The sequence below is a fragment of the Marinilabilia rubra genome, assembly GCF_003121985.1.
Taxonomy (GTDB): Bacteria; Bacteroidota; Bacteroidia; order Bacteroidales; family Marinilabiliaceae; genus Marinilabilia; species Marinilabilia rubra.
In genome coordinates, this window is record NZ_QEWP01000001.1 from 46247 (window position 1) to 70118 (window position 23872).

At 41.1% G+C, this 23872-nt stretch carries 25 protein-coding genes; 14 read left to right on the plus strand and 11 right to left on the minus strand.

Features of this window, described 5'->3' with window-relative positions:
• Positions 1–6 precede the first annotated feature (6 nt).
• Complete coding sequence (locus DDZ16_RS00200; RefSeq protein ID WP_109262404.1) at positions 7–1314, plus strand: peptidylprolyl isomerase; 1308 nt, start codon at positions 7–9, stop codon at positions 1312–1314.
• A 581-nt stretch (positions 1315–1895) separates the two neighbouring features.
• Positions 1896–2327 carry a hypothetical protein gene (locus DDZ16_RS00205; RefSeq protein WP_109262405.1) on the plus strand — a complete coding sequence of 144 codons (432 nt, stop codon included), beginning with the start codon at positions 1896–1898 and terminating at the stop codon, positions 2325–2327.
• Between the two features lie 112 nt (positions 2328–2439).
• On the opposite strand, the gene DDZ16_RS00210 is transcribed toward DDZ16_RS00205, so the two are convergent.
• Together DDZ16_RS00210 and DDZ16_RS00215 are read right to left on the minus strand one after the other, a co-directional pair.
• The gene (locus tag DDZ16_RS00210; RefSeq protein WP_109262406.1) at positions 2440–3144 is read right to left on the minus strand and encodes a LytR/AlgR family response regulator transcription factor; all 705 of its coding nucleotides are present in this window, start codon (positions 3142–3144) and stop codon (positions 2440–2442) included.
• On the minus strand, positions 3141–4211 hold the full coding sequence (locus tag DDZ16_RS00215) for a sensor histidine kinase (protein ID WP_109262407.1): 1071 nt from the start codon (positions 4209–4211) through the stop codon (positions 3141–3143). Before DDZ16_RS00215 ends, DDZ16_RS00210 begins: the two co-directional genes overlap by 4 nt.
• Before the next feature lie 518 nt (positions 4212–4729).
• Here DDZ16_RS00215 and DDZ16_RS00220 point away from each other — a divergent pair.
• Positions 4730–5107 carry a MotA/TolQ/ExbB proton channel family protein gene (locus tag DDZ16_RS00220; protein WP_109262408.1) on the plus strand — a complete coding sequence of 126 codons (378 nt, stop codon included), beginning with the start codon at positions 4730–4732 and terminating at the stop codon, positions 5105–5107.
• A 129-nt stretch (positions 5108–5236) separates the two neighbouring features.
• On the opposite strand, the gene DDZ16_RS00225 is transcribed toward DDZ16_RS00220, so the two are convergent.
• From DDZ16_RS00225 to DDZ16_RS00235, 3 genes are all read right to left on the minus strand, one after another.
• Entirely contained in the window at positions 5237–6811 is a 1575-nt protein-coding gene (locus tag DDZ16_RS00225) for a M81 family metallopeptidase (protein WP_109262409.1), read from the minus strand.
• Positions 6812–6922: 111 nt separating this feature from the next.
• A complete protein-coding gene (locus DDZ16_RS00230) occupies positions 6923–7498 on the minus strand; it encodes a peroxiredoxin family protein (protein WP_109262410.1) in 576 nt (191 codons plus the stop codon).
• Between the two features lie 386 nt (positions 7499–7884).
• The gene (locus DDZ16_RS00235) at positions 7885–8934 is read right to left on the minus strand and encodes a hypothetical protein (RefSeq protein ID WP_109262411.1); all 1050 of its coding nucleotides are present in this window, start codon (positions 8932–8934) and stop codon (positions 7885–7887) included.
• A gap of 186 nt (positions 8935–9120) precedes the next feature.
• On the opposite strand from DDZ16_RS00235, the gene DDZ16_RS00240 reads away from it, so the two are divergent.
• The 7 genes from DDZ16_RS00240 (at position 9121) to DDZ16_RS00270 (ending at position 14801) form a co-directional block, all read left to right on the plus strand.
• On the plus strand, positions 9121–9426 hold the full coding sequence (locus DDZ16_RS00240) for a hypothetical protein (RefSeq protein ID WP_198416655.1): 306 nt from the start codon (positions 9121–9123) through the stop codon (positions 9424–9426).
• A gap of 482 nt (positions 9427–9908) precedes the next feature.
• Positions 9909–10697, plus strand: a complete 789-nt coding sequence (gene modA, locus DDZ16_RS00245) for a molybdate ABC transporter substrate-binding protein (RefSeq protein ID WP_109262412.1) — start codon at positions 9909–9911, stop codon at positions 10695–10697.
• 56 nt (positions 10698–10753) lie between these two features.
• Positions 10754–11410 (plus strand): molybdate ABC transporter permease subunit, encoded by a 657-nt coding sequence (gene modB / locus DDZ16_RS00250; RefSeq protein WP_109262413.1) that lies wholly within the window; start codon positions 10754–10756, stop codon positions 11408–11410.
• 154 nt (positions 11411–11564) lie between these two features.
• Positions 11565–12665, plus strand: a complete 1101-nt coding sequence (gene modC, locus DDZ16_RS00255) for a molybdenum ABC transporter ATP-binding protein (RefSeq protein ID WP_158275580.1) — start codon at positions 11565–11567, stop codon at positions 12663–12665.
• Positions 12666–12687: 22 nt separating this feature from the next.
• Entirely contained in the window at positions 12688–13863 is a 1176-nt protein-coding gene (locus DDZ16_RS00260; protein ID WP_109262415.1) for a porin family protein, read from the plus strand.
• Positions 13864–13887: 24 nt separating this feature from the next.
• A complete protein-coding gene (gene tsaA, locus DDZ16_RS00265) occupies positions 13888–14394 on the plus strand; it encodes a tRNA (N6-threonylcarbamoyladenosine(37)-N6)-methyltransferase TrmO (RefSeq protein WP_109262416.1) in 507 nt (168 codons plus the stop codon).
• A gap of 125 nt (positions 14395–14519) precedes the next feature.
• On the plus strand, positions 14520–14801 hold the full coding sequence (locus tag DDZ16_RS00270) for a winged helix-turn-helix domain-containing protein (protein WP_158275581.1): 282 nt from the start codon (positions 14520–14522) through the stop codon (positions 14799–14801).
• 35 nt (positions 14802–14836) lie between these two features.
• On the opposite strand, the gene DDZ16_RS00275 is transcribed toward DDZ16_RS00270, so the two are convergent.
• The 5 genes from DDZ16_RS00275 to DDZ16_RS00295 form a co-directional block, all read right to left on the minus strand.
• A complete protein-coding gene (locus DDZ16_RS00275) occupies positions 14837–15226 on the minus strand; it encodes a response regulator (protein WP_109262418.1) in 390 nt (129 codons plus the stop codon).
• 203 nt (positions 15227–15429) lie between these two features.
• Positions 15430–16860, minus strand: coding sequence for a glycosyltransferase family 2 protein (locus DDZ16_RS00280; RefSeq protein ID WP_109262419.1), 1431 nt, complete (start codon positions 16858–16860; stop codon positions 15430–15432).
• Positions 16861–16863: 3 nt separating this feature from the next.
• Positions 16864–17898 (minus strand): hypothetical protein, encoded by a 1035-nt coding sequence (locus DDZ16_RS00285; protein WP_109262420.1) that lies wholly within the window; start codon positions 17896–17898, stop codon positions 16864–16866.
• A gap of 8 nt (positions 17899–17906) precedes the next feature.
• Positions 17907–19124: a YaiO family outer membrane beta-barrel protein gene (locus DDZ16_RS00290; RefSeq protein WP_109262421.1), complete on the minus strand. Its 1218-nt coding sequence runs from the start codon at positions 19122–19124 to the stop codon at positions 17907–17909.
• 16 nt (positions 19125–19140) lie between these two features.
• A complete protein-coding gene (locus tag DDZ16_RS00295) occupies positions 19141–19524 on the minus strand; it encodes a response regulator transcription factor (RefSeq protein WP_109262422.1) in 384 nt (127 codons plus the stop codon).
• Positions 19525–19686: 162 nt separating this feature from the next.
• Between DDZ16_RS00295 and DDZ16_RS00300 the strand changes: the two genes are divergently transcribed.
• The 4 genes from DDZ16_RS00300 (at position 19687) to DDZ16_RS00315 (ending at position 22769) form a co-directional block, all read left to right on the plus strand.
• Positions 19687–20109: a Fur family transcriptional regulator gene (locus DDZ16_RS00300; protein WP_109262898.1), complete on the plus strand. Its 423-nt coding sequence runs from the start codon at positions 19687–19689 to the stop codon at positions 20107–20109.
• Between the two features lie 19 nt (positions 20110–20128).
• Positions 20129–21013, plus strand: a complete 885-nt coding sequence (locus tag DDZ16_RS00305; protein ID WP_109262423.1) for a metal ABC transporter solute-binding protein, Zn/Mn family — start codon at positions 20129–20131, stop codon at positions 21011–21013.
• A gap of 200 nt (positions 21014–21213) precedes the next feature.
• Positions 21214–21954: a metal ABC transporter ATP-binding protein gene (locus DDZ16_RS00310; protein ID WP_109262424.1), complete on the plus strand. Its 741-nt coding sequence runs from the start codon at positions 21214–21216 to the stop codon at positions 21952–21954.
• Positions 21951–22769, plus strand: coding sequence for a metal ABC transporter permease (locus tag DDZ16_RS00315; protein ID WP_232526512.1), 819 nt, complete (start codon positions 21951–21953; stop codon positions 22767–22769). Before DDZ16_RS00310 ends, DDZ16_RS00315 begins: the two co-directional genes overlap by 4 nt.
• A gap of 5 nt (positions 22770–22774) precedes the next feature.
• Here DDZ16_RS00315 and DDZ16_RS00320 read toward each other — a convergent pair whose 3' ends face one another.
• On the minus strand, positions 22775–23845 hold the full coding sequence (locus DDZ16_RS00320; RefSeq protein WP_232526513.1) for a glycosyltransferase: 1071 nt from the start codon (positions 23843–23845) through the stop codon (positions 22775–22777).
• Positions 23846–23872 lie beyond the last annotated feature (27 nt).

A 23872-nucleotide genomic window follows, 5' to 3' on the forward strand; every position in this document is an offset into this window, starting at 1 on the left:
TGCCAAATGCCAAATCGCGTTCAAACTCTTCTGATTTATCTGTCAGTTTTTGCTTTAGCAATATTTGAAGGTTGTAACTCAAGTGGAGGAGGTAGCAGCTCACAACAAAGTGTACCTAAAGGGTCATATGGTGAAAACATCAAAGGAATGGTTGAGATCCATACTTTTGATCATTACAACCGTGCAGAGAAAGAGGGTTTTGGCTTTTTTATCGACCGCGATTTGGTAGTAACCAATCTTGACTGGATAAAAGGAGCTTACAAGGCAAAAATTACTCCTCCCGGAGCTAAAGATTTTAAAGATGTCCGGGGCTATACAGTTTACGATCATAACTTGAATCTGGTGGTGTTGAAGGTGAAACGCAACAATCCCAATCATCTGGGAACAGGTGGGAGTATGCAGCAACCAGACACTCTTTACACTCTGAAACGGCCCAAGAGAAACCTTTTTGTGGTAAAAGGGAAGGTTGATGCTTATGTCGACCAGGATTCTGTGAGTTTCTGGCCCGTACCGGATGATTTAAGGACAGGCAAACCTGCTTTTCGTCTCAATCATGAATTTATGGGCATTGTTCAGGAGAGAATGATGGGGGACAGTCTTAGCACAGTGGTATTGTCCAAAAAGTGGATTGCATCCTTATTGAAAAAGCAGAGTGATCAACCAAAATCCATTTACGATCTAAGAACTAAAACCGATAAGGTTTATATTTCTCATAAGAAAGTTTCCGGCTTCCGTATAAAAACCAATATGGGCAACATTGTTATCCGTCTATACGATGAAACACCCGGGTTTCGAGACAACTTCATAAAATTGGTGAGCGATCAGTTTTACGACAGCCTTTTGGTTCATCGCGTGTTGAAAGATTTCCTGATTCAGACCGGTGCTGCAGATTCAAAATATGCCGACAAAGATGACGTTGTCGGCTGGCAGGGGCCGGGATACAATTTGCCAACCAACATTATTCCTTCTCTTTATCATAAGCGAGGGGCTATAGCTGCCTCCAAACTGCCTGCTGATAGAAATCCCGGCAATCGCTCTGACGGATCCCAGTTTTTCATTATCTCGGGCCGTGTCTTTACCAATGAAGAGTTGGACGATATTGAAGAAGAGAAAGGCTTCAGATTTACACCTTCGCAACGTGAAGTATACACAACCGCAGGGGGAGCACCATATCTGGATGGTGATTACACCGTTTTTGGAGAAGTAGTCAGCGGGATGGATGTGGTGGACCGCATAGCATCTGTAGAAACATACGGGGAGGACCGTCCCGTGAATGACATTCGCATAAAAACTATTGAGATTATAAGAAAGTGAACTATTAGTTAGTTCTCGTGGTTACTTAGGGGGCGCTGAAAAGCGCAATTTTTTTTTAATATTTAAATCATGACAACGAGTTTGTAAGAGCAAGGTTATTTCACAAAACACTCATATTCCTTTGCACTTATATATAAGAGAGGAGCTAATCAAAAGAACAAAATTTACTTCACCGTTTCAATCTCGAAGTATTTCAATGCTCCTTCGATCGGATCGGCTTGTAAATTTTGCTCTTTTGACTTTTTCAGCAGGCCCTTCTTATATCTTAAACCCATCCTAAATCATCGGAGCTAACGATCTGTTTTTGAGGATTACGGGATCAATAATTTTGTATTGTTTTCCAAAATTATGTTTTATATTAATTGAATTAAAGAAAATATTTTCTATATTTAGGATTGTATATATCATCAATACTCCGTTGAACTTTTACAATAGTTTCGGAATCAATTGATTATAAGAACACTTTCTTTTGTGTTAATGTGCCGAAATTCAGCATGATACGAATTATCTTACCTGACTGCCGTCTGGCAGGAAATCTAACGATCTATTGTATCATTATTTGTTAATTAAAATCCTTTATTATGACTCAGAATTTGACTGACCCGGGTAGTGAAAATCAGGATATGACTCTTGATCAACAAGCATTAACCAATATTTCCGGAGCACGCAAATGGAGCCTGTTTCTTTCAATTGCAGGATTTATTATGATCGGCTTTACTTTCCTTGCCTTTCTGGTAATGGCATTTGGTCGCAGCTTTTTGGGTGGAATTGGTGCCATGGAAATGATTCCTGCATTAGTGTTGTTGTTGATTTATATTATTCCAATTTATTATTTGTATCAGTTCTCGGTTTTATCCAAAAGAGCTTTGGCCACTTCACAAGCTTATATTTTATCAGATGCTTTTAAATATCTGAAGAAGCATTATATGTTTATGGGAATATTATTGATTATTGCTTTGGCTTTGAATGTTGTTTTGATTCTTCTTCAAATGACCATGATGAGTGGATTTTAAATATTGCAATGTTTTGTTGGAATGAGAAAACTGTTCTGATATTTCCCAAAAAAAATCCCATGTCAGCAAGGAAGTGGGGTTTTTTTATTGAGAATTGATTATACCGTATATTTCAAAGTCTTTTTGCCACCTCCTCTTTATAATTCCGCCCTATGGTGAGTTTTCGATCACCAATTTCCACATATGAGGCGGTGAAAGCTTTTATGTGATGAATATTGACAATGAAAGAGCGGTGAATTCGTAAAAAGTCATTCTTTGGTAATTTTTGTTCAATGGCAGAAAGGCTTTCATAGCAAACCAGGCTTCCTGTATTTTGGTTGTGAATTTTTATGTAATTGTCCAGGCTTTCAATGATGGTTATATCGCTAAAGGCCACCTTGTGATGCTTTTTGTCCGATTTCAGAATTATGTACGCTTTCTCTTGTGTTTTATCATAAGAAAAACCCTGCTCATTTGCTATCTCCAGAAATTTGTTAATGGCCTTTACGAACCTCTCAAACGGGACAGGCTTTACCAGGTAATCCACAGCATCAAGGTCAAAGGCATCTACAGCATATTCACGATAGGCGGTGGTGAAAATTATCTGTGGTTTGTGGGCGAGTGATTTAAACAGGTCAATCCCGGAAAGGCCGGGCATATTAATGTCCAGAAAGATAAGATCCACTTTCTCCGAACTCAGGAATTCCATTGCTTTCAAAGGATTGGTGAATCCTCCGAGACATTCAAGGGATTCAAAAGGCTCCAGATGCTCTCGAATGATGCGAATGGCAATGGGTTCGTCATCAATGATAATGCATTTATGCTGTTGTTTTTTCATTTAAGTTGGATTTGCAGTCGGACTTGATAGGTTTTTCCGTCGTTTTTTATTTTTAGTTCATAATTATCCTGATAGATAAGGGATAACCGTTGGCGAATATTCTTCAGTCCCATACCATGGAGGGTGGCATTTGCTTTCTTTTGCGGAAATTGTGCAATACTGTTTTGAACCTCAAAAAGAAGCAGCTTGTCTTTTATTTCCAACGAGATGGTTATACCGGCATCCGCTTCGGGGCTCAACCCATGCTTAAAGGCATTTTCAATGAAAGGAAACAGTATTAACGGGGCAATCCTGACAGGTTCTACATTGTCTGCAACATTGATCTGTACATTGAAGGGCTCTCGCCTTAATCGTTCAAGATTTATGTAATTAAGAATGAAATCCAGCTCTTTTCTCAGTGGAATCCACGGGTCGTTGCATTCGTACAACATATATTCCAGCAGGGAGGAGAGTTTCAGGATCACTCTTCGTGACAGGGCGGTATCTTCTGAAACCAATCCATACAAATTATTGAGCATGTTGAAAATAAAATGTGGATGGATTTGATCCTGCAATAATTTCAACCTGGCTTCTTTGAGTTTAAGTTCCATCTCCCTTGTGGTTCTTTCGAGCTCGTTTTTCTCCATTTGCTGCTGATACGATTCCCGAATGAAGTGAATAACTGCGTTTAAAATTACAAAGAGATAAATTCCTGTAAGTAGAATGACAACATCTTTCCGGCTGGGTATAACAGCCTCAGGAAGATAATACATGCTGAAAAGGAGGATAATTAAAACCAATATAAAGATGACCCAAAGCGAGATGAGAAAGAGGCCTCCGAGTAAATAGTAAAACCTTAAAGGTTTGTTCCTGAAAAGAAAACGCGGTATTAGATCTTTGTTGATCAGAGTTGAAATTGAAATGCCCATTAAACTAACGAGCCCTACCAATATAAGGCGAATGTTGATGTTATACTCCCGGTTGCTAAAGACAAAAAACAAAATGGCTGCAGCTATTATCCAGAACAAAACCTGCTTTATTGCTCTGGTGCTGCCTTTCAGAGATATGTTTTGTATTTTATTAGCCATAGTATTTAGGGCGCGCTGAAAAACGCAGATTCAATTAACTATTAGATATTTAAAGCAAATCAACAATTAACTGGGTGCAAGGTTATTCCACAGCATACTCTTATACCTTTGCACTTGTAAATAAGAAAACTGCTAATCAAAAGAAAAAAATTTACTTCACCGGCCCAATCTCGAAGTATTTCAATACTCCTTCGATTGGGCCGGCTTGTAAATTCTCCTCTTTTGACTTTTTCAGCAGACCCTATTTAATGATGTGCCTGAGCCACGAGCCTTTAATAATTACTAGTTCTAATATAGTGTGTTGATAACCAGTCAAAGATAAAAGAAAGTGGTTCAGCCTCAAATTGAAACTGCTCTTTTTATGCAGACTACCAATTTGTCACCCCGAACAACCCAAAAACGGTTTGCATGGTGAAACTTGTTTTCCACCCGGGGAAAATGTACTTTGGCATAAGAAGTTTCGGGAGATTGACCTGAAGGCCTAATATTGCTTCAGTATTAATCAAAAAAGCTGAGTTATGATTTTTAAACATTGGTATGAAGGTGGTCCCCTTTTTATGACATTGATTTATCTGCTGTGGTTAGTAGTGATTGTGTTAATCGGGACTTTTTTTATGAAGAAAGGGAAAAGTAACCCGTCAGAACTAAAGCGGCTCAATGAAGGTGTTTTTTTTACTGGCAGCTTAGCATTTTTACTGGGCATTCTGGGACAAGTTATTGGCGTTTTCGAAGCACTAAAAGCTCTTGAGACCATTAAGCAGGATGTCTCTCCGGCTATGATTGCCGGTGGATTGAAAGTTTCTTTCCTGGCTCCGCTCTATGGTTTTGCTTTATTCCTGATATCGGGGATTGTTTGGTTTGTTTTCAGGAATATACTGAATAAACAAAGAATATAAAGCTTTTAGGAATGGCGGATTCCGATCTGCCATATATCTGTTTGACTGGTTAAGTGAGGGCTTCACTTCACGTGAAACCCTCACAGAGTAAATTAACATGGCTTTCATAAGCCTTGAATAGTTCAATCTCTACATGTCGTCTGATGATTTAATCAGCCTTGCCGATAAATCCGGATCCTCCATGTCTTTATCAAGCGGATACATGGGGCGTTTAATATTTTCGTAGCCCAATCGCTTCAGATCCTGATCTACGCCGCCGGGAGTGAGAGCCATTACCCAATCACCACGCATGTTGTAAAGCTCAGGTACCAGGTACCCAATTTTCACTACTACAATATCGGCTTCCCTGGGATTAAGTCCCAGATTGGTAAAGTCTGATTCATGATGATAAGGTTTTCGTCTTTTGGTAACAATAACATGGGCACTACCAACCTTTACTACAACTTCTGTATCGGCATCCCGATCCCCATGTTCGATGGCTTCAATGGTTCCTTTCAGACGAACGGGAGGAGCAAATCGGTTGTCCACATTTGCGCCGGCAGTGGCGTCAATGGTACTCCCAACGCCAGCTTCCACGGCTTTTTTGACAAACTTTGGTCCGGGAATAGAAGCATAAATGAGGCTGGGACCAGCTGGATTTTGAAATTCCCGGCGTTCCAGAATGCGCTGAAGAGTCCAGGTAACATCACCTGCCCCACCGGCCGTTGGATTATCGCCCATGTCGCTAATAATGAATGGCTTTTTGTTGCTTTCAATGGCCATGTCAAGACTTTCTTTAAGCGTGGCCACCGGAGCCACAAATTCAAACTCTGAACGGACATCCCAGAAACTTTGGGCCAGATCTTCTGCCGAATTGACCACTTTCTCTTTATCATCGCCTGTAACCATCACCACGGCATGATTGCGTGGTGCATCTGCCCATGCGTATCCCACCCATATGGCTGCATCAATAACGCCTTCCTGATTTGCAATGGGAGCCACCCTGGCGTAAAGACTTTTGGCTGGTTCAATACGTGTACTTGTCTTTTCACCCGGAAGTAGGATAGGTACAGGCACCCATGCTTTATATTGGGGCTTGCCCTTACCGGATTCAAGGCGGTCAAGGAGATTCTCAACAGCTCTTTGCTTCGATTCTAAAGCATCCTCGTGAGGAGCCATGCGGTAGCAGGTGATCAAATCAGTGTGGCGGGCCAGTTTCCTGGTGACATTACCATGTAAATCCATGCTTGTTGAAATCACAGGGTCTTTGCCTATTACTTCCCGGATCTTAGCAATGAAATCTCCTTCCGGATCATTCATTCCCTCCACACTCATGGCGCCGTGGATATCGAAAAACACCCCATCGTAAGGCGCATTGGTCTTCAGCATTTGCAGTGTCTCATTTACCAGTGAGTCATAAGTTTCACGGGTTACCATCCCGCCCGGAAGTGCATGGCCTCTAAGGGTTGGTACCCAATTGGCGCGTTGACGGGCCGATGAGTCTTCATCCATGAAGGGATAGTAATCAAATATTTCCTCTCCACGTTTTACTTTAAAGGCTTCGACATGACTGCGTGCCGGCGAAAAAGTGCTGGATTCGATGGCTAGCCCGGCAATGGCGATTTTAGGCAGGTCATTTGATGATCCTTTGTCTTTCCCGTCCTGGATGCAGGATGGCAATAACAAAAGAAGCATCAATGCAAAACTTAATAAATTGGATCTCATATTTCCTGAATTTGTTTATCCTGCAAAATTAGGACAAAGGACTTTTGTTTACAATGGCTTTTGCAAAAAACAACAAAAACAAATTCAATCTTAGTGTTAAAATTTTAAGAACTACAGCAATTTATTAACTACGGCCCTTAGGTTTTTTTCAGTTTTTTCTGGACTGAAGCCTTTTATTACTTTCCTGATAATCCGGTTTTTATCCAGGACAAAGAAAACAGGAACGCCTGAAATCTTGTATGTTTTCTTTACTTCATCCGAGCAGTTAAGAAATTTGTAATTCATTTCGTTTTTATCAGAGTAATGTTTTAATGATTGCATGTTATTGGTCCAGGTTTCCAGTGAGATCAGTTCCAGGTCCTTGTCTTCATAATCCTCAGCCATTCTTTTCAAAGCCGGAACTGAGGCCTGACACGGTCCGCAACCAATGCCTGTAAATTTTAGGAGAACCACTTTGCTTCCTAACTTATTTAATGTTACCATTCGATTATTAAAGTCGGGCAAAGTCCAGTCAGGAGCTTTTTTTCCCAATAAATCATGAGCATTGGGCTTCTTCTTATGAGTATCTATGCCATATTCTCTAATTTCATAACCTTCGGGGAAATAATCGGCCAATTTGAATTTTTTTATGTCCAAATGATTGGTTTCAACGTCGAAAACCCGGGTAGATGAAACGCTGTGGGCCATTGATCTTTTCACCTTATAGGGTAAATCGGTTTCTTTATCAATCCAGATTTTATATTTGGAGCTATTGTCTCCAAAAGTATAGGGGTTGTCGGCATATTTGGGTTTACCAAAAAATTCTACTTGTCGATCTTCATTAATGGTTAGTTTGAATGAGGTTTTTTTTAACAGTCATAATTTGATGTCAGTCTTAGCTCATGGAAAGAAACTGTTAATTTGATGCACAATTTTCTCGGCGACGCTCAACATGACAGGCTTTTTGCTTAATATCCCGGTTTGTTTTTAGACCGGAACCATTCTTTGATTTTGTGTAATAAAAATCCACTAGTTCAAACACTGGACTTATTTTTTACAAAAAAATAAGTTTTCAGTATGGTTGATGATTTAAGCTATATAAAGAACAAAACTCCCACTCCCATTGTACGTGAAATAAATGCCTCAGGTTTGAATATTAAAAATGCAATATCTGTCTCAAGATTTAAGTCAACATAAACTGATTTTGTCGCTTTTATCATAAGACCGGCGGAGGGAGCCATTGTAAACAAAAAACCTTCATGATTTTCTGTGTTTGCACTAGTGAAGATATTAATTCCAAATTCAAATTTTGGACGGATAATTTTATCTGGGAACAGATATTTTATTTGCAAAGGAATTTTAGTTAATGAACCATTACCGGTATTGTCTGAACCCAATACTCCGGTCTTTAGAAAAAGTCTTTCATTATATTTGGGAAGCCAGATGTAGATAAGGCCTCCATACAAATTTAATGCGCTATTTCCAGTAAACTTTGTTAGTTCTACTTTTGGTTCAAGCCGGATTTTTAAAGGATGTTTCTTTTTCTGGTAGGCAATGAGTTGATCTTCAATACCCATCATGCTGTGGTAGTTTGTTGTTATGGATGTCAGATTTTTTGCATTTGGTTCTTTTATTTGTTTTATTTTCCCAAAAAGTTCCGGACAATCTCTAAAATAGGATTTAAGAAACCCGATATGAGTTGTAGATTTGCGTAAATAGGAGCGTCCTGAGGATCTAATAATCTTTTCTTTGTAAGGGATTTTAACTGTTGAACTATCATTGATGCTTAATAAATAATATTTATGGTGGGTGTCTCTGAAATATAGGAGGTCTTTCTCACCTTTGACTAAATATTCTGCAAATACCGGGATTGAAACACTGTCTTCTGCGATATATTTTGATATGTAATACTTTCCATTGGAGAATCGATATGCATTAATGTCGAATGGTAAAAATATTTGCTTTTTCCCTTTGCCGGAATAAAATGTGCAGCTCTGACTGTTTTTTATGTCTCCCCGAAAGTCTATTTTGCCGTGAATGGTATCTCGGGTGTTTTTTATGATATAACCGTTGCGTAAATCTTGTTGAGCAGGTGCTGAAAGATAAATAAATAAGGAGATAATTAATAGGATTAATCTTTTCATATTTTTAGCTGTGATAATTTGAATTACAACTTTACTTAAACATACAAAAAAGTTTGAATAAAATAGCCTAAACGTACTGTCTTTTGCCAGTTCAAATGAAAAAGCGGATTTGGGGTAAATATGATAAACATTGGAAGTTATTATTCTATGTATTGAAAAGTCCTATCTTGCTAAGTCCTTGAATTAATGAAGACCAATCTCTCATCCAAGTCTTATCAGGAAGCCTTGGAGAGCATGCGCCTCGGAGCTCAAACCAAGGGAATTGATAAAGTGATGGATGCCATGAACCTGGATGCCATTATTGCCCCAACCGGGAGTCCGGCCTGGAAAACCGATCATATTAATGGCGACAGTTTTCAATTGGGGAGTTCTGGTCCGGCTGCTATGGCAGGATATCCCATCATTACGGTTCCATGGGCTTTGTGGAAGAATTGCCGGCAGGTATTTCCTTTTTCGGAAGAGCCTGGAGTGAACCCACTCTCTTGGAAGTAGCTTATGCCTATGAGCAAGCCACAAAGCATCGGAGGGCACCTGAATTTTTAGAACAGCTTTAGAATAGGCTGATTACATATAGGTTCTTCCTTCTCTTGTGAAACTTAAATACGTGCCTGAAACCAATTCGAAATAAAAAGGTATTCCACACATAGCAAACAGGTACCATCATCGGTCATTTGCCGAAGGAGGTACCTGTCAGCTACCTGTTTATTACCTGTGCCCTTCCCGGTTTGTCCGAATGATACCCGCGCAATTTCCTTATATGGGAATCTACATTTCTGAAGTTTTCTATAAAATTTCCCTACAAATGTGTAGGATTCAGAAAATAGATCCAGGTTCTAAATGTCTGTTCAGTAAGAGTTTGGGTGATTTTTTTCGTTTTGGCACATATACTGCTGCCCCCAATTCTATAAGATAGCAGCGATTTCTGCTAACCGTTATTCTTTTTGAGTATAACGGAGCCTAAATGAAACTTTATCATGAGGAATTTGAAAAAGAACCTGAGTGGTTTGATGGTTATTTTTGTTTTACTTTCTGCCTGTAGTAATCCTTCCGGCGAAAAGATTTCAGCACCTCAGGAAGAGCTGACCGTTTTTGTTGCGGCCAGCTTAACAGATGTTATTACCGTTTTGGCAGATAGTATTGAAAAGGATTTGAATACTAAGCTGAAGCTGAATCTTGCCTCATCCGGTACGTTGGCGCGCCAGTTGAATGAGGGCATGCGTTGTGATATTTACTTTTCGGCCAGCAGGCACTGGATGGATTATGTGGCCCAACACAGGTTGATTGATTCAACCACGCTGTGTTCTCCTGCCAAAAACAAGTTGGTGTTGATTGCTCCGAGGGGGAGAAAAGATATAGGTGGGGCGTTAGCAGCTCTGCCGCAGGTGCTCCGTTCACGCCTTTCAATTGGAGATCCGGCGCATGTGCCTGCAGGAAAATACGCCGAAGAAGCCATTAAATCGATGGGTATGTATGACCAGTTAAAAGACCGGCTTTTACCGGCAAAGGATGTCCGGTCGGCTTTGATGATTGTAGAGTTGGGGGAGGTTGATTTTGGGATCGTTTATAAAACAGATGCTTTGAAATCAGAAAAAGTAAAAGTCACGGGTGTTTTTCCGGATTCGTCGCATTCTCCCATAGATTACCACACTGCTGTTTTGAAGTCGTCAATGAAAAAGGATTTAGCCACGAAAGTGATAAAGTATCTGACGGGTCAGAAATCTAAGAAAACCTGGAAACAGTTTGGTTTTACTCCAGTGTTGTAATTCATCAGGACATTCATTCAAAAGTCAATTTGTTTTAACCAATTAACAGCTAATTTATGGATTATCAGGCAATATGGCTGTCTGTTAAAGTGGCGGTTTTTACGTCGCTCATTGCCCTGCCTTTGGCAATTGGGACTGGTTATGTTTTGGCCAGAAAGCATTTCAGGGGGAAGGCGGTTATTGAAGCAGTGCTCCATTTGCCTATGGTAATGCCGCCTGTCACTACCGGATATTTGCTGTTGTTGCTGTTAGGAACGAATGGATTGCTGGGGAGTTTTCTGAACCAATGGCTTGGCATTCGAATTGCATTTTCTTTTGGTGCTGCCGTGATTGCGGCCGCTGTAGTATCGTTTCCGTTGATCATACGATCTGTAAAAGTGGCTATGCAGATGGTTGATCCCGGATTGGAAGAGGCTTCAAAATCGCTGGGTGCATCACCTGTCAAAACCTTTCTTTTTATAACCCTTCCATTGGCATGGCCCGGAATTTTGGGCGGGTTTGTGTTGGGTTTTGCCCGTAGCCTTGGAGAGTTTGGTGCCACCATCACATTTGCCGGGAATATCGAAGGTGAAACAAGAACCTTGCCATTGGCCATATATGCCAAAATGCAGGTGCCGGGTCAGGAAAGCGAAACGTTCCTGCTGGTTGCTGTATCGGTGGTTATATCTTTTGTGGCCATCATTGGGTCGCACTTTGCCTACCAAAAGAAATGAATAAATCGGTGGTGCTGCTTATTTGTGCCCCTCTGATACGAAAAGGAATTATATATGGCAGGAGGGATTCTGCACTAAGCTTTAACATCTTTCTTGATTGCCTTAAGTCAATCATCTAACATCTAATTATCTAACGTCTAAATATCTGAAAAAGGTGTCTGGTTGTCTAAAAATTAACATAACGCTTCAGCGTCCCGGGTTCTCATTCCGAATCAATGAGACATTTAAGCCCGGGATAACAGGAGTTTTCGGGCAAAGCGGTGCCGGAAAAACCACTCTTTTGCAATGCATTAGCGGGGGTGTGCATCCCGAAAATGGTTATATCAGCTCCAACGGGCACACTCTGTTTTCAAAATCAGACAATGTAAATGTTCCGTCCCATAAACGCAGAGTAGGATACGTCTTTCAGGAGGGGCGATTGTTTCCGCACTTTTCAGTTAGGCAAAACCTTTTGTACGGAACGCGATTTCGTAAGAATAACAACACAGGGAATGCTCTTGAGCGGATGACTGGCATGCTTAATATTGATCATCTGATTGACAAATACCCGGGAAGTTTATCGGGAGGCGAAAGGCAGCGGGTGGCGCTTGGTCGGGCTTTGTTGGCTTCACCTGAGATTCTTTTACTGGATGAACCTTTTAGCGCATTGGATCAGGAACTGCGTCAGCAGATTATACCTTATATATCCAAAGTGGCTAAGCATCTAAATATACCGGTATTGATAGTGAGTCACGATTTGCCAGATATTATTAAGTTAACCAGTCGGTTATGCCTTTTGAGCAAGGGGGAAGTGGTGGCTCACGATCATTATGAAGCACTGATGCACCAACAATATTTGTTTAACATTCTGCCTGCTGCAGATGCTCTCAACTCTATTACCATGGAAGTGAAATCGGTCAATCCTGAGGATGGGATGATTGTGCTCAATGGTTTTGGCGAGGGGAGGCGTGTGAATGTCACTTTTGAACCGGGTGTGCACAATTATACAAGGGGAAGCAAGATGAAAGTCTTCCTGCGTCCGGACCATATAGTATTAGCCAGGGGACGGGTTGAAGGTTCTTCGTTTAGAAATCAGTTGGAGGGGCGAATTGTGGAAACGTTTGATGAAGGACCGCGGCTTCTTTGCCATGTTGATTGCGGCTTTCCGTTGGTGGCGGAAGTGAGTAGAGCTGCCGGTCGGGAATTAGAGTTACAGAAAGGAACCCGGGTGTTTTGTTTATTCAAGACTCTTGCTCTGGATGCCGTGCAGGTGTAGTTGACCGAAAATACAAAATGAGATGAGAAAATACTTTTGTTGTTTGTTTGTATCAATATTATCAATTTCTGCTTTCTCCGGAGAGCAGTTGAAATTTAATAATTTCGATAAAGCAGTTGTTCCATTTGTGGCTCTTCAAATTTGGAATACGGTTAGTTTTGATAATCAACTATCCGGAGAGGCAGTCGACAGCCGTTATGGGATGTATTTCAGAAGGGCCCGACCAGGATTCAAGGGACATCCACTGGACAGGCTTTACTATAATGTTCAGCTAAGTGCTGATTTCTTGGGGAAAGACCAGTTTCTTAGCTCAAAAGGTCCTTCAAATACAGGGGCCATCAAAGTCTGGTCGGCTTATATTACTTATCGGCTGAGCAAACAAAGCCAGTGGTTCAATTTAACTACAGGTTATATGCTGCCTCACATAAGCCGGGAGTCCACAACCACACCATGGACTATGTCCTCGCTGGATAAAGCTGAGACATCCTGCTATTTGCGACAGTTTGCAACGGGTAAAAGCAATGGCATTTCCTCCGGTATAAATCTTGGAGGAACCGGGGTTTTATCGGAATATATGAGTGCCTCTTACAATTTTGCATTCCTGAGTAATATGCACGGCGGAGTCACTCAGGGGAGAGAATATGCACCATTGCTTATAGGCCATCTTATTCTTACCATTGGAGCTACTGAGAGAAACGCCTATAAATTTACTGCTGACGATAACGTTCTGTCTGATAATATTTTTGTTTCGTTTGGGGTTGGGGCATCGTTTCAGGACCAATGCGACTATTTTCAAAAAAACACCACTTTCAGCACAGATTTGAAGCTCAATTTTAAAGGATTTCATCTTTTGACTGAATACAGCGAAATGAAACGTGATGCAGGTGTCAATTTTAAAGCCCATAATTTCCTGATCCGGTCAGGTTACAATATTGACTGGAAATACAGTGGGATATTAGAACCGGTTTTCTCTTACCGGGGTTTTTATGGAGAAGATAATGGAGAGGAAGTCGGGTTTTACACAGGCAAAGATACTCAGGTGGACGTTGGAATTAATTGGTGGTTGAGTGGACAAAAGATGAAAATCAATGTACATTATCTTGTAAACTCAGGAAATGGAAATAATTTTAGCTCAAAGGAGTCCGATCATACGAAGAGGGGGAACATAGCCGTATTAGGGTTACAAGTTGTTTTATAGAAAAAAATATTAAAATCAGAAAATATGGATGCGAAAGATGAATCGAAAAAAGAAGTGAGATTTTCAGTTATTGGAACCATTTCCACACCTCATGATACTGTCCGGGACATGCCGATTCAACCCTCAGGTGCCGGTAATACAGAAGGTGTGGCAGAAATACTCCCCAATTTTATCCCGGGATTGAGAGACCTTGAGGGGTTCTCCCATATCATGCTTCTTTATCATTTGCACAAAGTAGAGGGGTATAAACTCGTTGTAAAGCCATTTATGGATGATCGCGAACATGGGGTTTTTTCCACACGCTCTCCCAAGCGGCCAAGCCCTGTAGGTATATCCATAGTAAGATTGGTTAAGATTGAGGGTGGAAAGGTTTATTTCGAAGGTGCGGATATGCTGGATGGCACACCGCTCCTGGATATCAAACCTTTTATGCGACAATTTGATAACCGTCCGCATGCCGTGAGTGGCTGGCTGGACAGGAAGGATGACGACCTTGTTGAAAGAACTCGTTCTGATACCCGTTTTGTGTAAACATGCGGTTCAAAAAACATTTATTAAATATTTGACAGTTTGATACAGATCTTGAAATGAATTTTATCGTTAAAGGAGAAATCTCAATAGAGACTGAATGCGGTATCAAAATTAGTTCCAAAACCATGAAGTTATTCGGGTTGGTGAAAAAAACCGGTGCATTGAATACTGCCGCCAGAGAGTTGGGAATGTCTTATTCTCACGCCTGGAATACTGTTTATAAGATAAATTGTCAACTAAACCATCCGTTGGTTGTAACTCGCCGTGGAGGAAAGGGAGGAGGAATTGCTTATCTTACTCCTGAAGGGGAAGAGCTGTTAAAAAGTTTCACGGCTTTACAGAAAGAAATCAGGAGGCTTATAAAATCTACCGGGATTAACGATAAGAAAACTTCTCTTTCTGCTTGAAAGCTATTATAGCGGGTGAACTTAACCTGGCTTTTCTAAGCTGAAATAATGCTGAGGCGCTTGTGGTTTTGCAATAGCTGGTTGGTTTTTCTCTTAAGTCGATCTACTGCAAATGGTTTGGGAAGAAAGTCATTGGCCCCTCGTTTCTTGGCCCGGCGGACCTGATCAGAATTGGATGAAGCTGACGTTAACAGAATCGGTGTGGGTAATTGTATGATGTTTCTGATGAAATAGACTATTTGCATACCGGATTTTCCGGGCATGTTAATGTCAGATACAATTAAATCAAAATGGTTTAAACGCAATTTATCTATGGCAGAATTTCCATCAGTAACCAAGGTTACCTCATGGTTTTCACCACAAAGGATCCGCTCAATGATGCGGCTTAATAATTTATCGTCTTCACATACAAGAATTCTTGCCATCGTTCTATTTCTCCCTCAAATATTGCTTGTTCAAGTCATAATGGTTTTGTCCGGGTTTTAATCAAGGGGGTTGGGGGAAATAATTTATTAGTGGATACGTTGATCCGGGGAAAAGGTTTCTTAATCAACTAATAATTGCTATTCGTCAAAAAAAATAAACGTTAATTCATCATCATATTTTTTTGACAGGCGATTTTAATTTTTTATTTGATAGTTTTCTTTTTCGAGAATCCTTTTCTTTCCTGTGCGCCCCATGAGGAAACCCCGCGAAGATAGTCAATATTACCTCTAATGCCCCACCAAACTGTGAGCGGGTGATATATTAAAGGTTCGATAAGCGCTGTAAATAGTAGGGAACCAATGTGTGATGGTTTATCATATTTATGAAAAGTAAAAGCTTCCAACAAGATGGCCCAGGAGGAAATAGTAACTGCAAACATATATACAAATGCCAGAAGGATCAGTGCATAATTCCATTGAATCTGGCCTGTAAAGGCAAGTGCAATAAAAAAAATTATTCCTGTGAACTCAAAAATCGGGGCCAGCCATTCAAAAAACATCCAGTATGGATATCCAAGTGTGCCAACAGCCTTATATTTAGGATTCAGGAACATTCTTTTATGAAGCCTCAAAGTGTCCATGGTTCCGCGCATCCATCTGTTCCGCTGGCGGCCAAGGGTTTTTAAGGATTCAGGAACTTCAGTCCAGCAAAGAGGGTCCGGGACAAAGTCAACGATGTAGGGGCGTTTCTTCTCGCACATATAGCGGCGCATACGCACCAGCAATTCCATATCTTCTCCGACCGTTGATTTTAAATAACCTCCACATTTTTTAACGGTTGGAATATCAAACATTCCAATGGCTCCCGAAATCAATAGTAAGCCATCGATTTTTTTCCATGCCATGCGACCAATTAAGAAAGCCCGGATGTATTCCAGAGCCTGAAAGCGAGCCCAAAGATTGCGTGGAACATGCACCTTGGAAACGTTACCACCTGCGATTCGGCATGAGTTCGCAACCCTGACCACTGCTCCAACTGCAATCACTTTTTTGGAGGTTTCCTTTAAAAAAGGACGAATCAGTTTAAGAACTGCTTCACGGTCAATCAGAGAATCGACATCCATGGCCATGAAAAGATCGCTTCGGCAAACATTGACCCCTGCGTTCAAAGCGTCTGCTTTGCCGCCGTTCTCCTTATCAACTACAATCAGTTTCTCAAGGGCTTTATTTCTGGACTTGTAGATGCCGCGGATGGGCTTGCAGTCTATTTCATAATCGAAAGGATAATAGACCTTTTCTAAATTAAACTCTCTAATGGCCTTTTGCAGAGTATCATCTTTACTTCCATCGTTTACAATAACTATTTCAAGCTTATTGTATTTTAGGGTGAGCAGACCTCTTATATTTTCAACAATACTCATGCTTTCATTAAAGGCAGGTGCAATTACTGTCACTTTAGGCGCAAAGGTCGACGAAAGAACTCCGTTTAAGTTTCCTGTTTCGGATACTCTCTCATGTTGTTGCAGAGCCACTCCCGCCATCAGCGCGAAAATAAGATAGGACAGGCAGGCTGTCCCTGCATAAATGGCAACAGCAATCTTCCAGAAGGACGCTATGTCTGCGAAATATTCCATCGTTTAGGCTACTGTTTCCAGAGCTGCCAGTTCTATATTTTGTAAATCTTTTGAGTGATCATGGTTTCTCATCGCTTTTGCAAGCTCTATTTTTACAGGCGTTGATTTTTCCCAGTTGAACCACTGAATCAGCATAGACAGAGGTATGTCGCTAAGCATATTTGCCGTTTGCCCGATTCTCTGCCTAACTTCAGGTTCTTCAGCTTTGTACTTCATGGCCGATTTTAGCCAGAGTTCCCGGTTATTGGTCAGGGCGAAGTAATAAACAGCTTCCGATCTGATTGCAGCCAGGGGATCAGTGATGAGTTGGCTGATTTCGCGGTTGTTGGTCGCTTGCTTGAGGTTGCCCATAACCCTGAGGGCAAAAGAAACAACACCCGGGTTATCAACTTTTAACCATTCGGCAGCGTCTGGTTTTTGTTCCCATTTTGCTATTTCCTGGTACAAATGGATGCGTGCCCAAAGAGAAAAAGGACGATGTAATTGACTGAGAAATTCAAAAGGGTCTCTCGTTTTTAATGCCATAACTGAAATTTGAGCCTCCACTCTAAGTTCCAGATGGGTGTCGTCAATGTATTTTTCGGCATAGGGCACTGCTTCATGAAATTCCATGGTTCTGGCGTCTCTTAGCCCCTGGGCTACGATCCACCATTTTTTACTTTTAAGTTTCTTGATAATGTATTTCTCCAGTCCCAGGTTGTAGAACAAATCCTTTATTTTATCAGAAAATTCGCCGCTGAAATTGTGCATTAAGAATATGACTGAATCGAAAAGATATTTTTTCTCACTTTTACCCTTTAACCTGCAAATTGTTGAGACCTCTTTATCATCAGAAAGGAGGCAGTCAATCAATAAATCATTGTATTTCTGGTTTTTTCTGAGGTGTTTTGCAGCTCTTTTTCTGAAAAAGTACTGACGTATCAGTAAAAAAAGCGTTACACTGATAATTATTACAGTTAGTGCCATGGCAGATAATCCCACATAAGAAATTATTGTGGAGGTGCTTTCTTGTATTATGTTTGAGGAAAGGTCTTCCATAGCTGTAATTAAAATTTATATTCCAGACCTATTTGTGCCAGAAAAACATTTCGCCATTTTCCTGAAGAATATTCATCCATGCTGTATTCGCCCTTTATGCGACCATAAATGGGGCCTCCTATTTTTAGTATAGCATAGGCTCCGGTGGATATGCGTTTGGTGTTCAGTGTTTCAGAAAGTTCAAATTGGCGTTCTGTCCTGTCCGGATTGGTCCCGTATCCCGCATAAAAATGAATATAGCTATTGGGATCTTTTAAGTAGCGCCTGACAGAGGCTGTAGCTGCTATGCTACTTTCCGGTTCAGGCGAGAAGAAGAGGCGGATTCCGGGATACCATTTCCCCAGGTAACGGCTTGCTGAGAGGGTGAAGAAAAACAGGTGATCGTCCCAATATAAATACCTGCCTCCCGAAGAAACCTCCCATCCTTTGGAAAGAGTATGGAACCATTCCAGGGCACTGCGGTGGGATGGAAAAACGTCCGATTCAGAATATGCATAATTGACATACAGGTAAGAGGACGTTCCCAGAAGCGGATAAAAGTCTAATCCAGCCTGACTTCCGGTGAAAGTGGTATCCCCGCTGCCCAGGCTCCCGAAACTGAGCCTTGGAATAAGTTTTAAGTTGTGATCTCCGATAGGTGCTTCTACTGTGGTGGTGTAAAAACGACGTTCATATGGATCATTAAACCATTGCAGCGATTGCATTACCCGTATGGCTCCGGGAATTTTAAAATTCTCCAGTGATTCTTTTAACTCAATAGCTTTTTTATTATTCGGACTTACCCGCAGCAAGTGACTAATGTCGGTTCTGGCTTCCTTAAGCAGGCCATTGCTTGCGTATGCATAGGCACGGTTGTATAATAACGTCTCGTTGTCGGGATTTAATTCTAATCCCCGGGATGCATAATCAATAGTTTTGGCAAATTCTTCTGTGGCCAGAAAAACCGAGGAAATAGCTGTGATGGCTTCATGGTGGGTGGGGTTTTTGTTCAAGACTTCCAGAAGTGTGGCTCTGGCTTTGGAATAGTTTTTTTCCCAGTAAAAAGTTTGTCCTGTCAGAAATACCAAATCTGTGTTGGAAGGGTAATCATTGCGTTTTTGACACAGCTCCCTTGCCTTCTGGTAAGCTCCGTCCCAGGCAATCTGCCGGATAGAGTCCAGAGACTGTCCTGAGGCTGAATCCAAACAGAAAAAGAAGAAGATGATTAAGAATAAGTTCTTTTGCATAATAATATTTCTGGTTTTAATGGCCGGGTTCACAGTGCGGTACCTTAAGCAGGTATCCCACTTTCTCCCTTAACGCCCCAACACTGAATGGTTTTGAAACGTAGTCACTCGCTCCCAGTTTTATTGCCTCTTGAATGTTGTCCTCTTCCGAGAGGGCCGAAACCACAAGTATTGGAATGTCTGACCTTAGTTCATTACGAAGGTAGTTAATAACATCCAAACCGCTGTTTACAGGCATCATTACATCAGAAATAACCAACTGAAATACCTGTTCTTTTAACTTCCGGATCGCTATGTCCCCGTTTTCAACCAATTTAACCTGATGGAAATCTTCCAACAGTTTTCGTTCAATTATTCTTCCTATCAATCTGTCATCTTCACAAATGAGAATGTTTGCCATAACTCTGTGTTTTATCGTTGTTTTATTATACGTCAGTAAATGATAAAGGTTGTTCGTCAATAAAAAAGTGTTCTTCGTCAATAAAAATATGACTTTAATGTAAGGATGGATTTGTTTTGCAACACTGTTGCAGTTTGCGTGTTTAATTCGTATCATTGCAACATGGTTGCATTTATGGAGGATGTTGTAGCTTACATAAAAAGTTTTGGACTGTCAGGGACCCTTATACGTAAGCAGATTATAAGCTGCTTGTGGGGTGACGGAATTGCTTTGACTCAAAAAGAGATAGAGGAGAGGTTGCCGGGTGAGACCGACAGGGTTACGCTTTATCGGACCCTCAGGTTATTTACCGAGAAGGGAGTTATTCACAAAATCGTAATTGATGAAGATACCCGGAAATATAAGTTAGCCGGTTCTTTCCGAAAAAGTGACCATGCCCATTTCCATTGCATAAAATGCAACAAATTGCTTTGCATGCCACAGTTAAATGTTGATTTAAACGGCTTGCCTGCCGGTTTTCGCTATCAATCTGCAAAGCTTGTGGTTGAAGGAATATGCGATTTTTGTTCCCAAAAACAGATGTGAAATATATAAATTCATTTCAATGAGATTTAAGAGATTAATATTTCTAATTGCCTTCCTCATACCCGGAGCATTAGTGTTTTTGCAGTCATGTGGAAATAAAAAGGAAAACGAAGCTGAAATTACTGTTTCTATAGAACCACTAAAATATTTTGTTGAAGAATTAACCTCCTGGGATATAGAGGTAAATGTGATGGTTCCAATGGGGGCGAGTCCGGCTACTTATTCACCTACTGCCAGTCAATTAACCGGACTTTCTTCCTCTCGGCTGTATGTACAGGCCGGCTATCTGGGGTTCGAACAAGCCTGGATGCCGAGGCTCAAGGAATTGAATCCGGAGTTGAAGGTTTTAAATCTGTCAACTGACCTTAATTTAATAAGAGGGGAAGACCATGTACATGGAGACCATGTTCATAAGGGCGGAGTTGATCCTCATATCTGGATGTCACCTAAAGTTGTTATGGAGTTTTTACCCAGGCTAAGAGAAAGTTTAATTGAAACCTTTCCTGAGTATAAGCAGGAGATTGTTCAACAATATCCGGAGCTTTATGGCAGAATAAAAAAACAGCATGAAGCATTTGCCAAATTGGGGACTCATTTGAAAAAGAAGGAATTTATGATTTTTCACCCGGCGCTTACTTATCTGGCGAGGGATTATGGCTTAAAACAAATTCCCCTGGAGTATGAAGGTAAGGAGCCCACGCCTCAAAAATTGCGCAACCTGATTGATCTGGCCAATAAAGCCAATATAAAGGTTATCTTTATACAGGTTGAATTTGATCGTAAGAGTGCAGGCATGGTGACGGAAGAAACAGATGCCAGCCTTGTGCCTCTTAATCCCCTGGCTCATGATTGGGATGGGGAGATGAAACGTATTCATGATCTTTTAGAGGAATATCTTAAATAGACGTGTCTGTCCATAAAGTACCACTTGCGTCGTTACGCTTACCGCCAAAATACTCATCCCGAAGGATCGGGGCTGCGCTTTTGGCAAGCCTAACGCGGTAAATGGGACTTTCTGGACGCGAACTAAATAGTGCCAGCAAGAAAACTAAGGTTTTTCTAAATAATTGTTTTTTGATTCTTAACGCTTAAGAAGAGGAGTTTATGCCAGAACCGCTGATATCTGTTCGTGAAGTTACGGCCGCATATAATGGAGATCCTGTATTAACAGATGTAGATCTGGATATTTTCCCGAATGACTTCATTGGTGTAATTGGCCCCAATGGTGGTGGAAAAACGACCCTGTCTAAGATACTTTTTGGGATTCTAAAACCCCAAAAGGGTAAGGTTTCTTTTCCATCCGGCAGACCCAATATTGGCTACCTGCCACAGGTTTCCCGCCTTGATCACTCTTTTCCCATTACTGTTCTGGATGTGGTCTTGTCAGGTCTTTCTTCCAAAGGTACCTGGTGGCGATCATTGACCTCAGGCCACAAAAAAAAGGCTTTGAATCTGATTACTGAAAACGGACTTGAAGGATTGGCTAATCGCCCTGTAGGTACTTTGTCGGGCGGTCAGCTTCAGAGAGCCCTTTTGGCACGCGCCATCATCAACGATCCTCAGGTGTTGGTTTTGGATGAGCCCAACACTTTTGTTGACAGGAACTTTGAAGGTGAACTCTATCAATTGCTTGGCAAACTGAACGAGACGATGGCCATATTCTTAATCTCACATGATATTGGAACGATTTCCTCCATTGTGAAAACAATCGCCTGCGTAAATGGCACATTGCATTATCACCCATCCAATGTCCTTACTGATGAGGTCCTGAAAGTTTACAACTGCCCAATAGATTTGATTGCTCACGGTCCGGTGCCTCACCGGGTTTTAAAAAAGCACACATGATGGATACCCTTTTTTCCCTTTTTCAATATCAGTTTTTTCAAAATGCGGTGGCAACAGCCTTGCTTACAAGTTTGCTGGCTGCTATGATCGGCACCTATATTGTGAGTCGCAAAATTGTATTTATCAGTGGAGGTATTACTCACGCTTCATTTGGAGGTATTGGTTTGGCTTATTTTTTGGGATTGAATCCATTTCTTGGAGCCGTTGCATTTGCCATTACCACCGCCTTGGGCATAGAATGGATTTCTACCAAAGGGAAAATTCGGGAAGATAGTGCAATAGCCATTGTTTGGTCACTGGGTATGGCGCTGGGGATCATTTTTGTTTTTCTCACACCGGGATATACTCCCAATCTCATGAGTTTTTTGTTTGGAAGTATACTTTCTGTGGGCCGTTGGGATATATGGATTTTACTTGCTGTATTGGTGGTTACTGCATTGTTTTTTGTTTTGTTTTTCAGACCGGTTATATACACAGCTTTTGATCCTGAGTTTGCCAGAACCAGAGGTCTTCCGGTAGCTTTGATCCGTCATGTAATGGCAGTATTGATTGCGATGGCCATTGTTTTAAGCATCCGGACCATGGGAATCATTTTGGTGTTGAGTCTTTTTACTATTCCGCAAAATACAGCCATGCTGATGTCCGGTAGATTTAGAAACATTATTTTCGGATCTGCAATTTTTGGTGTTGTTGGCTCGGTTGTTGGATTACTGACTGCTTCGTTACTGGATATTCCCGGTAGTGCAGCTATTATATTTGTTTTAACTTTACAATTTCTATTACTTAAAGGGTTTATTCTATTGAAGTTGAGGTAGAGTTATTAACGGCCTTTTCTGTCTTTCCAGCTTTCACGAATAAAAAGACTACCTACACCTGCTGTTAAAATGTAATAAGGGTAGATCAATGAAAAGGAAAGAAAGGCCGGGAGACCGGTTCGTACTGAGAAAAAGCTTTTTCCAGAATTAAGTAAGCTCCAGTCTGCCGATGTTTTTATCAATACTGCTGCAACCCAAATTGTAAAGAACTGAATCCCGAAGAACAATGCAATAAAAGGCATGATGGCTATAAATGTATTAACAATCAGGATTGTAAGTGCTGTATTTCGTGCAAAATGGTCTTCGTATCCTTTGCTTTTCCCCCCCCACCTCATGCGCTGCAGGAGAAATTGTTTTAATGAATCTGCCGGATACGTTTTGGCCATTGCCTGGGCCGATTTCAGGTAGATGATTCTAAATGATTGTGACTTAAAGGTGTGAAGAAGAAATACATCATCACCTGATAAGTATTGAGTTCCCTGAATATTTTTGGATGTTTCAAGAAATGACTTCTTTTTAAATGCAAGATTCGCACCACTCGAGATGATTGGATTTCCATTCCCCATTGCGCCTGCTGTAGCTAGCTGAAGTGCCAGATAATCATTCTGTTGAAACCGGTCAATCCATCTTTTCCCGCTTTCCATGCCCACCGGCATCACTATCATATCCGGATTTTTCTCCAGATAGGTCTCGGCAATGGTTTGAAGCCAATCGCGGCTGAAGTGACAATCTGCATCCGTTGTTACAATTAGTTCACCCGTGGCAGAAGAAATTCCGGATCGCAAAGCCGCTTTTTTACCCTGCTTCTTAGATGATACGATTTTTAACCATTGGTGGCTTTTCTGCAACTGTTTGGCTGTTTCAAACCCGTTGTCTGTGGAGTGATCATCGACTAAAACTATCTCCATGTGATGCGGAGAGAAACGTTGTTCCGATAAATTTTTTACCAGCTTTAAAAGGTTTTCTTCCTCGTTTCGAAAAGGAATTATTACTGAAATAAAAACACGACCATGAAAATGATGTCCTGTATTGATTTCAGGCAGCTTCAGCCATCCCGACCTGAATTGAAAAATCATTCTGGCATAATGGAAAAGAAGAATTGC

Excerpts from the sequence above, each read along its gene's own strand:
- DDZ16_RS00200 (WP_109262404.1), top strand. The coding sequence starts at position 7 with ATGCCAAATCGCGTTCAAACTCTTCTGATTTATCTGTCAGTTTTTGCT.
- DDZ16_RS00205 (WP_109262405.1), top strand. The coding sequence starts at position 1,896 with ATGACTCAGAATTTGACTGACCCGGGTAGTGAAAATCAGGATATGACT.
- DDZ16_RS00210 (WP_109262406.1), bottom strand. The coding sequence starts at position 3,144 with ATGAAAAAACAACAGCATAAATGCATTATCATTGATGACGAACCCATT.
- DDZ16_RS00215 (WP_109262407.1), bottom strand. The coding sequence starts at position 4,211 with ATGGCTAATAAAATACAAAACATATCTCTGAAAGGCAGCACCAGAGCA.
- DDZ16_RS00220 (WP_109262408.1), top strand. The coding sequence starts at position 4,730 with ATGATTTTTAAACATTGGTATGAAGGTGGTCCCCTTTTTATGACATTG.
- DDZ16_RS00225 (WP_109262409.1), bottom strand. The coding sequence starts at position 6,811 with ATGAGATCCAATTTATTAAGTTTTGCATTGATGCTTCTTTTGTTATTG.
- DDZ16_RS00230 (WP_109262410.1), bottom strand. The coding sequence starts at position 7,498 with ATGGCCCACAGCGTTTCATCTACCCGGGTTTTCGACGTTGAAACCAAT.
- DDZ16_RS00235 (WP_109262411.1), bottom strand. The coding sequence starts at position 8,934 with ATGAAAAGATTAATCCTATTAATTATCTCCTTATTTATTTATCTTTCA.
- DDZ16_RS00240 (WP_198416655.1), top strand. The coding sequence starts at position 9,121 with ATGAAGACCAATCTCTCATCCAAGTCTTATCAGGAAGCCTTGGAGAGC.
- modA (WP_109262412.1), top strand. The coding sequence starts at position 9,909 with ATGAGGAATTTGAAAAAGAACCTGAGTGGTTTGATGGTTATTTTTGTT.
- modB (WP_109262413.1), top strand. The coding sequence starts at position 10,754 with ATGGATTATCAGGCAATATGGCTGTCTGTTAAAGTGGCGGTTTTTACG.
- DDZ16_RS00260 (WP_109262415.1), top strand. The coding sequence starts at position 12,688 with ATGAGAAAATACTTTTGTTGTTTGTTTGTATCAATATTATCAATTTCT.
- tsaA (WP_109262416.1), top strand. The coding sequence starts at position 13,888 with ATGGATGCGAAAGATGAATCGAAAAAAGAAGTGAGATTTTCAGTTATT.
- DDZ16_RS00270 (WP_158275581.1), top strand. The coding sequence starts at position 14,520 with ATGAAGTTATTCGGGTTGGTGAAAAAAACCGGTGCATTGAATACTGCC.
- DDZ16_RS00275 (WP_109262418.1), bottom strand. The coding sequence starts at position 15,226 with ATGGCAAGAATTCTTGTATGTGAAGACGATAAATTATTAAGCCGCATC.
- DDZ16_RS00280 (WP_109262419.1), bottom strand. The coding sequence starts at position 16,860 with ATGGAATATTTCGCAGACATAGCGTCCTTCTGGAAGATTGCTGTTGCC.
- DDZ16_RS00285 (WP_109262420.1), bottom strand. The coding sequence starts at position 17,898 with ATGGAAGACCTTTCCTCAAACATAATACAAGAAAGCACCTCCACAATA.
- DDZ16_RS00290 (WP_109262421.1), bottom strand. The coding sequence starts at position 19,124 with ATGCAAAAGAACTTATTCTTAATCATCTTCTTCTTTTTCTGTTTGGAT.
- DDZ16_RS00295 (WP_109262422.1), bottom strand. The coding sequence starts at position 19,524 with ATGGCAAACATTCTCATTTGTGAAGATGACAGATTGATAGGAAGAATA.
- DDZ16_RS00300 (WP_109262898.1), top strand. The coding sequence starts at position 19,687 with ATGGTTGCATTTATGGAGGATGTTGTAGCTTACATAAAAAGTTTTGGA.
- DDZ16_RS00305 (WP_109262423.1), top strand. The coding sequence starts at position 20,129 with ATGAGATTTAAGAGATTAATATTTCTAATTGCCTTCCTCATACCCGGA.
- DDZ16_RS00310 (WP_109262424.1), top strand. The coding sequence starts at position 21,214 with ATGCCAGAACCGCTGATATCTGTTCGTGAAGTTACGGCCGCATATAAT.
- DDZ16_RS00315 (WP_232526512.1), top strand. The coding sequence starts at position 21,951 with ATGATGGATACCCTTTTTTCCCTTTTTCAATATCAGTTTTTTCAAAAT.
- DDZ16_RS00320 (WP_232526513.1), bottom strand. The coding sequence starts at position 23,845 with ATGATTTTTCAATTCAGGTCGGGATGGCTGAAGCTGCCTGAAATCAAT.